The sequence below is a fragment of the Cellulosimicrobium cellulans genome (assembly GCF_016907755.1).
GTDB classification, from domain to species: domain Bacteria; phylum Actinomycetota; class Actinomycetes; order Actinomycetales; family Cellulomonadaceae; genus Cellulosimicrobium; species Cellulosimicrobium cellulans_D.
In genome coordinates this window covers 458428-470608 of record NZ_JAFBCN010000001.1, presented here as the reverse complement: position 1 = coordinate 470608, position 12181 = coordinate 458428, and the positions used below count along the sequence as shown (strand labels likewise).

Here is a 12181-nt window from a genome sequence, read left to right as displayed (position 1 = left end):
CCCGGTCCGTCGTCGAGCCCGGGGTCGCTCCTCAGGACCGGCGCGCGGTGGGGACCGAACCCGGGTTCGTCGCGCGCTCCCGGCGTCGGCCAGGGGCGCACGACGAGGACGGTGGCGATCATGGGCGGCCCGTCTCGACGGTGACGCGTGACGCGTGTCGGCGGGTCACGGTAGACCTGTGCCCATGACGACGACGCCGTCCCCCGAGCCCTTCGCGCCCGACGCTCCCGCCTCTCGCGAGGAGTGGTGGATCTGCCGCACGTGCGCGGTCGAGCACGCCGAACGACCGGACGTGTGCGCGATCTGCGCCGACGAGCGCCAGTGGGTCCCCGCGAGCGGGCAGGCGTGGACCACGCTCGCCGAGCTCGCGGCGGCCGGCGAGCGCCTCGTGCTGGAGGAGCTGGAGCCCGACCTGTTCGGCCTGTCGAGCGAGCCGAGCGTCGGGATCGGGCAGCAGGCCAAGATCGTGCGCACCCCCGCGGGCAACCTGCTCTGGGACCCGCCCGGCTACCTGGACGACGACGCCGTCGAGCGGGTGCGCGCGCTCGGCCCGGTCGTCGCGATCGCCGCGAGCCACCCGCACATGTTCGGCGTCCAGGTCGCGTGGAGCCGCGCCCTCGGCGGCGTCCCCGTGCTCGTCGCCGAGGCCGACGCGCACTGGGTCGCGCGGCCCGACCCGGTCATCCAGACCTGGACCGGCGAGCGTGAGGTGCTGCCCGGCGTCGTCCTGTCGCAGCCGGGCGGCCACTTCCCCGGCAGCGCCGTCGTGCACTGGGCGGCCGGCGCCGACGGCCGGGGCGTGCTCCTGTCCGGCGACACGATCTTCGCCAACCCCGACCGCACGTCCGTCAGCTTCATGCGGTCCTACCCCAACCGCATCCCGCTGTCCGCCACCGTCGTGCTGCGCGTCGCCGAGCACGTCGCGCGCCGCCCGTTCGAGCGGCTCTACAACAACTTCGAGGGCGTCGTCCCCGCCGACGCGCGGGAGGTCGTGCTCCGCTCCGCGCAGCGCCACGCCGCCTGGGTCCGCGGCGACTTCGACCACCTCACCTGACCGGTCGCCACCAGCATGTCCGTCGATCAGGGTCATCGTTCCGCGACAAGGAGGAAAGTCATAGCACCGTGACATTCTGGCTCCGTCACGGTACTGGCGGGCGGGTCCTCACCCCGTTCCTCCGCACACCGTTCGGGGAAGGCCGCTCACCTGCCGTCGCGCGCGCCGACTCCACGTCGCCGACCGTCGACGTCCAGGACGAGCAGTGGGGCGCGTCCGGGGCGTGACGAAGGCGCCGGACGGCGCGCTGGGGCCTCGGATCGTCAGCCCCCTCCAGTATGGGCGCCGGGGGCCGCGCCGATCCTTCGGTGACCGTGCGGACCTTCACGGTCTCCGTCCCGGATCCTGCCGTTGCCTCCGGCCGGCCCCGCCGACGAGGGCCGAGAATCGTCGGATGGCGGACATCTTCGAGGCCACCCGGCCGGACGACTACCTGATGCGCCTGGCGGCGTCCGACCTCGGGCGCGGCTACAAGGCGATGGTGACCGTGGAGCTCGCCCTGGCGGACGGCCACACCGTGGTCGACGTCGGGTGCGGCCCCGGTGCCGACCTCCTGGCCTTCAGCGAGGCGGTCGGTGCCGACGGGCACGTCGTCGGGATCGACCACGACGTCGAGGCGGTGGGAGCGGCACGCGAGCGCGTCGCCCACGCCCCCAACGTCACGGTGCGGACGGGCGACGCGCACCAGCTCGACCTCGACACCGGGAGCGTCGACCGCGCCCACACGGATCGCGTGCTCCAGCACGTCGCGGACCCCGGCCGCGCCGTCGACGAGGTCGCTCGCGTGCTCCGGCCGGGCGGGCGAGCCGTGCTCGCAGAACCCGACTGGGGAACTCTCGCGATCGACGGGCCGGACCGCACGACGACGCACGCGTACCAGGCGTACGTGGTCGAGGAGGTGGTGCGCAACGCGTGGATGGGCCGCCGACTCCCCGCGCTCGTCCAGCGCTCGGGTCTCTCGGTCGGCCGGGTCGTCCCGGTCACGGCCGTCTTCCGGGACGTCAGCGAGGCCGACGCGGTCCTGGGCCTCGGGCGCGTCGCCCGGCGCGCGCGGGACGCCGGGCACCTCGACCCGGACGTGTACGAGCGCTGGGTCGCGCACCTCACGACCGCGCCGTTCTTCGCCTCGGTCACGCTGTTCGTCGTGGTCGCCGAGCGCTGACCGGAGCTCGCGCGCGTGTGGGTGGCCCGCGTGACGATGACCGCATGAGCACCCACGCGCACGGCGTCCACCACTCGATCGACTACGTCGAGCTCCCCGTGACCGACCTCGCCGCGGCGCAGGCGTTCTACGGCGCGGCCTTCGGCTGGGAGTTCGTCCCCTACGGCCCCGGGTACGCGGGGATCCGCACGGCCGCGGAGTCGGGCGCGGACGAGGCGGGCGGTCTGCGCCTCGCGGAGGCGGGCGACGTGTCGCGCGGCGGACCGTTCGTCCTGCTGTTCTCCGCGGACCTCGACGCGACCCTCGCCGCCGTGCAGGGCGCGGGCGGCCAGGTGGTCGAGGGCCCGTACGAGTTCCCCGGCGGTCGCCGGTTCCACTTCCTCGACCCGAGCGGCAACGAGCTGGGGGTCTGGGCGACGTCCTGAGGACGACGGCGCGTCAGCCGCCCAGCAGGAGCGACACCCCGATCGTCGCCATGACGACGGCGATCGCGCCGTCGAGCACGCGCCACGCGCCGGGGCGGGCGAACACGGGCGCGAGCAGGCGCGCCCCGAAGCCGAGCGCGGTGAACCACACGATGCTCGCGACCATCGCGCCCGCCCCGAAGAGCCAGCGGGCCGCGTCGGGGTCACCCGCTCCCTCGGCGTGCGCGGCGGCGTAGCCCGCCGCGAGCGACCCGAGGAGCAGCACGGTGTCGAGGTAGACGTGCGGGTTGAGCCACGTGAGGGCGAGCGACGTCCCGACGGCGGAGCGGGCGCTCGTCGCGCCGGTGCCCGACCCCTCGCCGGACGCTGCGTCGAGACCGCCGGGTCGCAGGGCCCGGCGGGCGGCGAGCGCCGCGAGCGTGAGGAGGAACGCGGCGCCGCCCCAGCGCACGACGGCGAGCAGCGCGGGCGCGCCGGTCACGAGCGCGCCGAGCCCGGCCGTCCCGGCGGCGATGAGGACGAGGTCGGAGAGCGCGCAGACGAGCACGACGGGCAGGACGTGCTCGCGGCGCAGGCCCTGGCGCAGCACGAACGCGTTCTGCGCCCCGATCGCGACGATGAGGGACGACCCGGCGGCAAGACCGGCGGCGAGGGGCGAGAGAGCGGCGAGCACGCCCTCGACGGTAGGCATCGAGCCTCGTGAAGTACAGCGAAAGATTCTGCACTTCCCTAAGATCTGCTTCATGATGGACCTCCAGCCCGACCAGCTCCGCACGCTCGCCGCGATCGCCGCCGCCGGGACGTTCGACGCCGCCGCCCAGCGGCTCGGGGTCACCCCGTCCGCCGTCAGCCAGCGCGTGCGCGCGCTCGAGTCGGCCGTGGGCCAGGTGCTCGTGCGGCGCGGGAAGCCCGCCGAGCTCACACCGCCGGGCCAGGTGCTCGTCCGGCACGCGCGCCACCTCGCGCTGCAGCAGGCGGACGTGCTGGCGGAGCTGGGGATCGGGACGGCGGAGCCCCCGAGCGACCCGGCCGGGGCCGACGGCGTCGCGCCGCTGCCCGAGGTCACGCTCGTCGTCTCCGGCGACGCCCTGACCACCTGGGCGCTGCCCGCGCTGGTCGAGGCGTCGGGGTGGGCCCGGCTCGAGGTGCTGCGCGAGGACGAGGAGCACTCCATCGGCCTGCTGCGCGACGGGACGGCGGTCGCCGCGGTGACCTCGGTCGCGGAGGCCGTCCCGGGCTGCCGCTCGATCCTGCTCGGCCAGATGCGCTACCGCCCCATGGCGAGCCCCGCGTTCGCGGCGCGCTGGTTCCCCGAGGGCCCGACCGCCGTCGCGCTCTCCCGCGCGCCCGTCCTCGCGTTCGACCGCAAGGACGACCTCCAGGAGCGCTATCTCCGTCTGCGCGCCCAGGGAGAGGGGGTCGCGCTCGACCCGCCCCGCCACCACGTCCCCGCGTCGAACGAGTTCCGCCGCGCGATCGAGCTCGGCATGGGCTGGGGCATGCTCCCCGACCTCCAGAGCGCCCAGGCCGAGCGCGCGGGACGCCTCGTCGGCTTCGACGACGCCCGGGCGATGCACGTGCCGCAGCACTGGCAGCAGTGGCGCCTGCACTCCACGTCGCTCGACCGCCTCGCGGCGGCCGTCGCGCGCGCTGCTCGTGCTGCGCTCGGCGCCCCCTGACGGGCGGCGACGACCCGGAGCCGGTCGCCCAGGAGCGGCACGCTCGGGGTGTGACCCCCAGGTCGACAGGAACGTCCCGGCCCCGCGCTCCCCCACCCGCGTCGGACGCGTCGGTTCCGACGGGCACCCAGGCGCCGCCGCACGGGGCACACTCGTGAGGTCCCCCGCTCGCAGAGCCGAGCGACCACCCGCACCGAGGAGCACGATGGCGTACTTCTTCCGTACCGGCCCGACGACGTTCCGCGCGAGCCCGCACGTCGGCGGCGCGTGGCGCACCGACGAGCAGCACGTCGCGCCCGCGCTCGGGCTGCTCGCGCACGTGGTCGAGACCGACCGCGTCGCCCGCGGGCGCGACGACCTCGCGGTGTCGCGCCTCGCCTACGACATCTGGGGCGTGTTCCCGATCGGCGACGTGGAGACGCAGGTCCGCGTGGTCCGCCCCGGGCGGGGCGTGGAGCTCGTCGAGGCGACGCTCTGGTGCGGGGGCCGCTGCGCCGTCGCGCTCCGGGCGTGGCTCGTACGGACGGGCGACACCGCCGACCTCGCCGGCGGTGCGCCGGACCCGGTGCCCGGCCCGGACGAGACCCCGCCGTGGGACCCCGCGACCGTCTGGCCCGGCGGCTTCATCGACTCCGTCGAGGTCCGCCGCACCGCGGTCGAGCCGGGCCGCGCGACGGTCTGGGTGCGCACCGACGTCCCGCTCGTCGCCGACGAGGAGGTCGGGCCGCTCGCCCGCACCGCGGGGCTGCTCGACGCCGCCAACGGCATGGCCGTCCGCGCGGACCCGCGGGAGGTCGCCTTCCCCAACGTCGACCTCACCGCCCACCTCTTCCGGTCGCCGCTCGGCGGCTGGGTGGGCCTGGACACCTCGGTCGTCTTCGGCCCCGCGGGTGCCGGCGTCACGCACAGCACGCTCCACGACGAGGCCGGACCGTTCGGGACGCTCGCGCAGGCCCTCGTCGTCCGCACGCTCGCCGCGCCGGAGGGTGCCCCTACCGGCGCGTGACCGTCCCGCCGGGGCTCCCCGCGCGCGACGCGTCGAGCACGCAGCGCTCGAGGTCCCGGACGACCCGCTCGGCCGCGGCGTCGTCCAGGCGCGACGTGTCGGCCGTGAGGACGACGTCGATGCCGCCGTCCGGCGCGTCGACGAGGTGCAGCGTGAGCGTGACGCCGCCCTGCTCGTCGGACGCGTCGGCGCGCGCGAGCCGCCGCGACCGCGTGGGGCGGGCGCGCAACGTCCGGTCGGGTCCGGTGCCGCGGCGGTCGTTGTACCAGCAGGTGCCGTCGTGGCCGGTCGTCGGGTCGGCCGCGGCCTCCGCCTGGAGCCGGTCCTTGTCGTAGTACGCCGACCGGTACGCCGTCATCGCCGCGCGCCAGACCCGGGTGCCCACCTCGTCGAACGGCGCGTCGAGGCCCTCGACGTGCACCAGGCCCTCCATCGCGGTCGTCACCACCGCCTCGGCGAGCTCCCGGCGGAAGCGGTTGCTCACCATGACCTGCAGCGCGAGGTCGTCGCGGCCCGCGGCGACGGCGAGCGCCCGGCACGACGCCGCGAGCAGCACCCCGGACGTGCTCGTGCGCCAGCGCGCGGCCACCCGCTCGGCCGCAGGCCCCAGGCGGCGCGACCGCAGGACCGTCTGCCGGTACCGAGGCCCGCCGTCGAGGGCGGCGGTCGGTCGTGGCGCGAAGACCTCCGCCGGGGCGGCGCGCATGGTGCGCAGCGTGCGTGCGCGCGCCGCGGCGTCGTGCCGCCGCCCCTCGTCGGAGGTCTGCCAGGCCGCCTCGTCGAGCGGGGTCCACGCCTCGACGTCCCGCAGCGCGGCGCCCGCAGCGAGTGCCGTGAGGTCGCCGTCGAGCACCGGGAGCCCCCAGCCGTCGAGCGCGGTGTGCGCGACGACGAGCACGGTGTGGTGCACCGCGCCGTCCACGGTCACGAGCCCGGCCCGCACGGGCAGCTCCGCCGGGTAGTCGAACGCGCGGCCCCAGAGCTCGTCGCGCAGCCGCGCACCGCGCGCGGCGACGTCCGCCACGTCGGTCACACGCTCCTCGACGACCTCGACCGTCCCCGCCCCGCACAGCTCCTGGACGAACCCGTCGCCGCGCGGGTGGACGCGCGTCCGCAGCGAGTCGTGCCGTTCGACGAGCGCGCGCACGACGGCGGTCGCGGCCCCGGTCGGCACCGGCTCGTCGAGCGGTCCGCCCCACACGAGGTTGAACTGGTGGTCCAGCGGCTCGAGGGCGGCGAGCGCCCGTCGGATCGCGGTCTGGCCCCACGTCGCGGGCCCCTCGCCCGCGCGCCCGCGGACCTCGACGTGGTGGACGACCCTCACCGCGCACCTCCCGCGCCGGCCCGCACCGTGGGCGACGGCCGCTCCGTACCCCAGACCCGGGTGCGGAGCGTGTGCCGCCGCGGCCCCGGCGTCGCGCAGGACGCGACCGCGCCGGCGGGTGCCGCCACGTCGCTCACCCACCACTCCTGACCGGACCACGGGCCGCCGTCGGCCCGCACCAGCCCCGGAGACCGGACGTCGAGCCCGAGCACGTCGAGCAGCCGGCCGCCGACCGCCTTGGCGCACGCCTCCAGCCGTGAGAAACGGCGCCACAGGTCCCCGTCCGCGTCCGACCGCGCGTCCGCCGGGGCGAGGAACCGCGCGGCGAGGCGGTGCACGTCGACGCGCGGGTCGCGCACCTGCACGTCGACGCCCACGTCCGTCTCGGCGAGCGCCACGAGCGCGTGGTCGCCGCTGCGGCTGAGGTTCCACCGCTGCCCGACGACGGGGCCCGGCTTCCCGTGCTGCCCCACCTCCCACCGGACGTCCGCGGGCGGCAGGCCCGTACGTGCCGCGAGGATCTCGCGCGCGGCGACGTGGGCGCGCACGTACCGCGCGGCGTCGGCGGGCGAGGCGAGGCGCCGGGCGCGGTCGCGCTCCGCCGCGCCCAGCACCGCGCTGCCGAGCACGACGTCACCCGCCGTCGAGCACGACCTTGCTGTCGGAGTGGAGCCCAGAACGCCACTGATGTCGTGCTCGGCGGGGGGCGGGGTCGTGGTGACGAACCACAGCTCGACCTCGGGCTCCGGATCGACCGCGCTCACGCGACGAACTCCGGCAGGCCGTCGTCGAGCCCTTCCAGCGGCTCGTCGAGCGCCCCCTCGATCGCGCCCCCGAACGTGCCCACGCTGCGCGTCGTCACGACGACCTCCACCCGGCCGTCGACCGCGCGGGCGGCCACCGGACGCAGGTCCGGGACGCCGTGGTGCGCGCCGGGGACGTCGTCCGGGCCGACGGCGAGCACGGTCGCCGTCGCGCCCCGGCCTGCGGCTACCCCGGCGGCGGAGTCCTCCAGGACGAGGCACCGCCGCGGGTCGACGCCGAGCAGCCGCGCCCCCGCGAGGAACCCCTCCGGGTCGGGCTTGCCGCGCGCCACGTCCTCCGCGCACACGAACCGCGCCGGCACGGGCAGGCCGGCGGCCGTCAGGCGCGCGAGCGCGACCTCGCGCGCCGCCGACGTCACCACCGTCCAGACCCGCGGGTCCAGGCCGTCCAGGAGGTCCGCGGCGCCCGGCACGGCCACGACGCCCTCGGTGTCGTCGCACGAGATGCGGTGCAGCCACTCGACCTCGCGCGCGACGTCGGCGCCCGGCGCCACGAGGCGGACCACCTCGACGTCGCGGCGGCCGTGCGACGCCGCGACCACCGCGTCGCCGTCGAGCCCGAGCCGGGCCGCCCACGCGAGCGTGTGCCGCTCGATCGCGGCCGCGGAGTCGACGAGCGTCCCGTCGAGGTCGAGCAGCAGGGCCGCGCCACGCCACGCCCAGACGCCGGCGGACGCGTGCGCCGACGGACCGGTCGAGGTCGCGCTCACAGGAGCTCCACCGCGCGCGCGAGCCGCACCTCTGCGTGGAGGTCGGCGTACCGCTGCGCGAGTCCGGGCGCGTGCTGCAGCCCCAGCGCGGCGAGGCTCGCCCGGCCCGGCGCGTCGCCGTCCACGCGCGCCGCGACCGGCAGCACGTGCGCCGCGTCCGCGGCGGCGAGCGCCACCAGGACCTCCGCCGCGGTGAGGTGCGCCGTGTCGGCATCGGTGAGCGGCACCGGGGCCCCTGCCGCGGTGAGGTGCGCGGCGTCGGCATCGGTGAGCGGCACCGGGGCCCCGGCCGCGGTGAGGTGCGCGGCGGCGGACGGGTGCGCCGTCGTGCGGTGCGGCTCGCCCGTCATCGCGCCCGGCGGCGCGGGGACCACCCTGCGCGCCGCCCACAGCCCGCGCGAGACGTAGCGGCGGCCGGGATCGACGCCGAGGAGCCCGCGCGGCTCGACGTGCTCGCACGCGAGGATCTCGACGACAGCCCGGCCGCTCCGGCCGTCGGGCGTCTCACGTGCCGCGCCTGCGTCCGGCACGTCGAGTGCTTCGGGTGTCAGGGGTGTCACGGGACGGTCGGACGGGCCAGAGGGCGTCCCGCCCGCGCCCGCGGCGTCGTCGGTCCCGGCGACGCGGTACTCGTCGGCCCCGGCGACGCGGTGCTCGTCCGTCCCGGCGACGCGGTGCTCGGCGGCGCCGTCGAGGTCGACCTGCGCGGTGAGGCGCCGCACCGCGTCCTCGGCGCGCGCGCCGCACGCCGGGCAGTCGTGCACGACGACGCGCACCGGCACCGCCGGACCCGCCGCCCGGCACACGACCTCGGCGTCGCGCTCCCCGAGGAGCCGCGCGGCGGCGAGCGCGACCTGGTCGACCGCGGCGCCGTCGCTCGCTCCCGCCCCGACGACGGGTGCCGAACCCGGGGTTGTGGGCGACCCTGGCGTCGAACCCACCCGTATCCCCGGGTTCGACGGGGTGCCGGTCCATGTCTCGCCCGCAAGCAGCGCGTCGAGGCCGAACGCGACGAGCTCGTCGACCAGGTCCTCCGGGCGGTCGGCGGGGAGGAGGCCGGAGAGCACCCACGTCCGGACGGCGGCGGCCCGGTGCGCCGGCGCGTCGGGGCCGGCGGGCGGGGGCCAGTCGCTGCGCGCGACGTCGTGGCCCAGCAGCCAGCACGCCGCACCGAGCTCGCCGAGCGCGTCGCGCGAGACGCGGCGGAGCTCCGGGGAGGCGCCCGCGACGAGCACCGACACGTCGTGCGCGACGGCCGCCGGGTCGACGCCGAGCCACCACGACCACGCGTCCCAGCCCCAGCCGAACGGGTGCTCGAGCGGTTCGCCCGCGCCCGGACGGAGCACGCGCAGCGTGCAGCGCGACCGTTCGAGCGTGACCGCGACCGGCCGTGCGGTGGCCGGCGAGCGGGCCGGCTCGCGATCGAGACCCGGCCGGTCCCAGGCGTCCGGGTCGACGGCGTCGCCCGCCGGGACCGTCGCGTGCCGGGCCCCGTGCGCGTCGTTGCCCGCGAGGCTCGGGCCGTCGCCGTGCTCCAGCAGGTGCGGCAGCGTCGCGACGACGGGGTAGCCCTCGCGCGCGCAGAAGGTCACGACGGCCTCGTCGTCGTCCCGCTCGTCGTCGGGCAGGGTCGCGAGGTGCGCGGCGAGGCGCAGCGCGCCCTCCGCGGGGAGGACGAGGCCGAGCGTGGGCACCCACTCGTCGTGCCCGAGCGGCGCCCACGCCTGCCCGGCGACGGCCGCGGCGCGCACGAGGTAGGCGTTGCGCGGGCTGTTCCAGTTCGAGTAGAGCGCGACGGCGTGCCGGCCGCGGGCGCGCACGGCCCGCAGGACGAGCTCGGCGAACCCGGGGACCGGGGTGACGTCGTCCTGCAGCACGAGGTGGTGCGTCGCGCCCGGCGCCACGGCGGCCCACGCGCGCTTCGCGGTGCGCAGCGGGCTGGGCGGGCCGTCCGGGTCGGGGTCCTCGACGACCCGCACGTCGAGCGGCGCGCACGCCGCGACCAGGGAGGAGACGTCGCCCCGCGCCGGGTGGTGCATGACGACGACGCTCAGCACGGGCTCGGGGGCGTCCGAGCCCGGACCGGTCGCCGTCCGCGAGACCGCGCCCGTTCCCGGCACGCCACGGACCGGCACGTCGCGGACCGGGGCGTCGCTGACCAGTGCGGTACGGGCCGGGGCGTCCTGGGCAGGCGGCGTCGTCCCCCGCGCGGTCACGGCGCGACCTCCACGGCCGAACCGGCCGTCCCGGCCGTCTGAGCCGTCTCGGCCGTCTCGGCCGGAGCTTCGGTGGCCCGCCGTCGGACGAGGCGCACCGCGACGGGGAGCATGACGACCAGCCCGACGACGTTCGTCACGGCGATCGTCGTGTACAGCGCGGTGGGACCGCCGCCCGCGCGCGCGAGGACGCCGCCGACACCGAGCGAGACGGCGTGGTAGAGCACGTTGAGCGTCACGGCGACGCGCCCGTACCCGAGCTGCTCCAGCAGGGTCAGGAGGTACAGCACGAGCCCGACACCGGCGTACGACGGGCCGACCACCCGCAGGTAGAGCGCCGCCTGCGCGGCGACGTCCGGGTCGGCCGAGAGCTGGCCCGCGACGAGCGGCGCGGTCAGCAGGACGAGCGCCCCCACCACGACGTACACGCCCGCGACGACGACCGTGCCCGCGCGCAGCGTCCGCGGGAGGAGCCCGAGATCCCCCGCACCCCACTGCTGGTTCATGACGATGCTCACCGCCGCGGCGAGTCCGATGGCCGGCACGATCACGAGCGTCTGGACCGTCGCGGCGCCGCCGAACCCCGCGACCACGTCCGTGCCCGACGGACCGAGGACCCACACCATGACGAGGTTCGTCACGGTGAGCAGGAGGTAGGACAGACCGACCGGCAGGCCGACGCCGAGCAGCAGCCCGCGCACGTCGACCCGCTCGACCACGGCGCCCTCGGGAGGAACGCCCGCCGTCGTCGGCTCGGCGGCCGGCGGGCCGGAGTGCGGGTCGGAGGAAGCAGCACCCGCCGGGCCGGACGGTGCCGCGACCGGGGCCGGGGTCGTGGAGGACGGAGGCGGGGGCGGCGGGGGCGGGGTCGGCGTCGTCCACGACCCGGCGGGCAGGGCGCGGAGCGCCCGTCGCCATGCCGCGGCGAGCCGCTGCGGCGCGGGGTGGTGACGCAGCGCGAGCAGACGGCGCAGCCCGGGGACGTGGCCCGGCCGCGGAAGGAGGCGGGCCCGCACGAGGAGCGCCCAGGCGACGGCCGCGCCGACGAGCGTGGAGCCCGTGATCGCGACCGGGACAGCGAGCACGCCGAACCCGGCCACGAGCCCGACGAGCCACACGACGAGCACCTGGAGCCCCGCGACGAGCAGCGCCACGGTCGCCGACGCCCCGGTGCGCGCCCACCCGCGCAGCGCGGCGGCCGCGACCGCCGTCGGGACGGACAGCACGCTCGCGAGGACGGTCCAGCGCGCAAACGCGACGAACTCGGCGACGAGGGGCGCAGGCACCGACAGCACGTCGGCGAGCGTCGGCGCCGCCAGGACGACGAGCAGGGCGACGCCGCCGAGCACCACCGCGCCCGCCGCCACGAACCGCCCCAGCAGCGCCGTGGTGGCCGACGTCGGGACGACGGCCGCGCCGCCGTCCTCGCCCGCGCCGGCCCCTCCGGTCTCGGCGTGGTTCCCCGTGTCGATCTCCCCGCCCCGGGCCCGCGACCCGTGCAGGCGCGCGAAGCCGACCTGGGTCGAGACGTCGAGGCCCTCCTGGACCGCGAGGACGAGGAACGTCACGGGGATGAAGAGCGACCGGACGTAGAGCGCGTCGTCGCCCATGTGCCCCAGCAGCGCCGCGATGACGAGCTGCGCGAGCGCCCCCACGACGAGCGCGGCGCAGATCGGGGCGGCGAGGCGCACGACGCGGCGGCGCAAGGCCCCGACCGTCGGGCCTGCGACAGGTGGGGGCGGCACGGGCGGCAGCGCCTCCGGTCGCGGCGAGGCGGTCGC

Annotated in this window: 11 protein-coding genes; 5 read left to right on the top strand and 6 right to left on the bottom strand. The window is 77.4% G+C overall.

Annotation, left to right across the window (positions count from 1 at the left end; genetic code table 11):
- Positions 1-184: 184 nt before the first annotated feature.
- The 3 genes from JOE63_RS02080 to JOE63_RS02070 all read left to right on the top strand — a co-directional run bounded on the left by JOE63_RS02080 (position 185) and on the right by JOE63_RS02070 (position 2641).
- Positions 185-1054, top strand: coding sequence for an MBL fold metallo-hydrolase (locus tag JOE63_RS02080; protein ID WP_204538722.1), 870 nt, complete (start codon positions 185-187; stop codon positions 1052-1054).
- A gap of 394 nt (positions 1055-1448) precedes the next feature.
- Positions 1449-2216 (top strand): methyltransferase domain-containing protein, encoded by a 768-nt coding sequence (locus tag JOE63_RS02075; RefSeq protein ID WP_204538719.1) that lies wholly within the window; start codon positions 1449-1451, stop codon positions 2214-2216.
- 44 nt (positions 2217-2260) lie between these two features.
- The gene (locus tag JOE63_RS02070) at positions 2261-2641 is read left to right on the top strand and encodes a VOC family protein (RefSeq protein WP_204538716.1); all 381 of its coding nucleotides are present in this window, start codon (positions 2261-2263) and stop codon (positions 2639-2641) included.
- Positions 2642-2654: 13 nt separating this feature from the next.
- Here JOE63_RS02070 and JOE63_RS02065 read toward each other — a convergent pair whose 3' ends face one another.
- On the bottom strand, positions 2655-3332 hold the full coding sequence (locus tag JOE63_RS02065) for a LysE/ArgO family amino acid transporter (protein WP_204538713.1): 678 nt from the start codon (positions 3330-3332) through the stop codon (positions 2655-2657).
- A 52-nt stretch (positions 3333-3384) separates the two neighbouring features.
- On the opposite strand from JOE63_RS02065, the gene JOE63_RS02060 reads away from it, so the two are divergent.
- Positions 3385-4320, top strand: a complete 936-nt coding sequence (locus JOE63_RS02060) for an ArgP/LysG family DNA-binding transcriptional regulator (RefSeq protein ID WP_204538710.1) — start codon at positions 3385-3387, stop codon at positions 4318-4320.
- 205 nt (positions 4321-4525) lie between these two features.
- Positions 4526-5326 carry a thioesterase family protein gene (locus JOE63_RS02055; protein ID WP_204538708.1) on the top strand — a complete coding sequence of 267 codons (801 nt, stop codon included), beginning with the start codon at positions 4526-4528 and terminating at the stop codon, positions 5324-5326.
- Here JOE63_RS02055 and JOE63_RS02050 read toward each other — a convergent pair.
- Genes JOE63_RS02050 through JOE63_RS02030 form a run of 5 tightly spaced genes read right to left on the bottom strand, consistent with a single transcriptional unit; the run spans position 5313 to position 12106 of the window.
- Positions 5313-6650, bottom strand: coding sequence for a condensation domain-containing protein (locus JOE63_RS02050; protein ID WP_204538705.1), 1338 nt, complete (start codon positions 6648-6650; stop codon positions 5313-5315). The two genes, JOE63_RS02055 and JOE63_RS02050, sit on opposite strands and share 14 nt — an antisense overlap.
- Positions 6647-7414, bottom strand: coding sequence for a 4'-phosphopantetheinyl transferase family protein (locus tag JOE63_RS02045; protein ID WP_204538702.1), 768 nt, complete (start codon positions 7412-7414; stop codon positions 6647-6649). The genes JOE63_RS02050 and JOE63_RS02045 overlap by 4 nt, the downstream gene beginning before the upstream one ends.
- Positions 7411-8184, bottom strand: a complete 774-nt coding sequence (locus JOE63_RS02040; RefSeq protein WP_204538699.1) for an HAD-IA family hydrolase — start codon at positions 8182-8184, stop codon at positions 7411-7413. The genes JOE63_RS02045 and JOE63_RS02040 overlap by 4 nt, the downstream gene beginning before the upstream one ends.
- Positions 8181-10400: a hypothetical protein gene (locus JOE63_RS02035; RefSeq protein ID WP_204538696.1), complete on the bottom strand. Its 2220-nt coding sequence runs from the start codon at positions 10398-10400 to the stop codon at positions 8181-8183. The genes JOE63_RS02040 and JOE63_RS02035 overlap by 4 nt, the downstream gene beginning before the upstream one ends.
- Positions 10397-12106, bottom strand: coding sequence for an MATE family efflux transporter (locus JOE63_RS02030; protein ID WP_204538693.1), 1710 nt, complete (start codon positions 12104-12106; stop codon positions 10397-10399). The genes JOE63_RS02035 and JOE63_RS02030 overlap by 4 nt, the downstream gene beginning before the upstream one ends.
- Between the last annotated feature and the right edge of the window lie 75 nt (positions 12107-12181).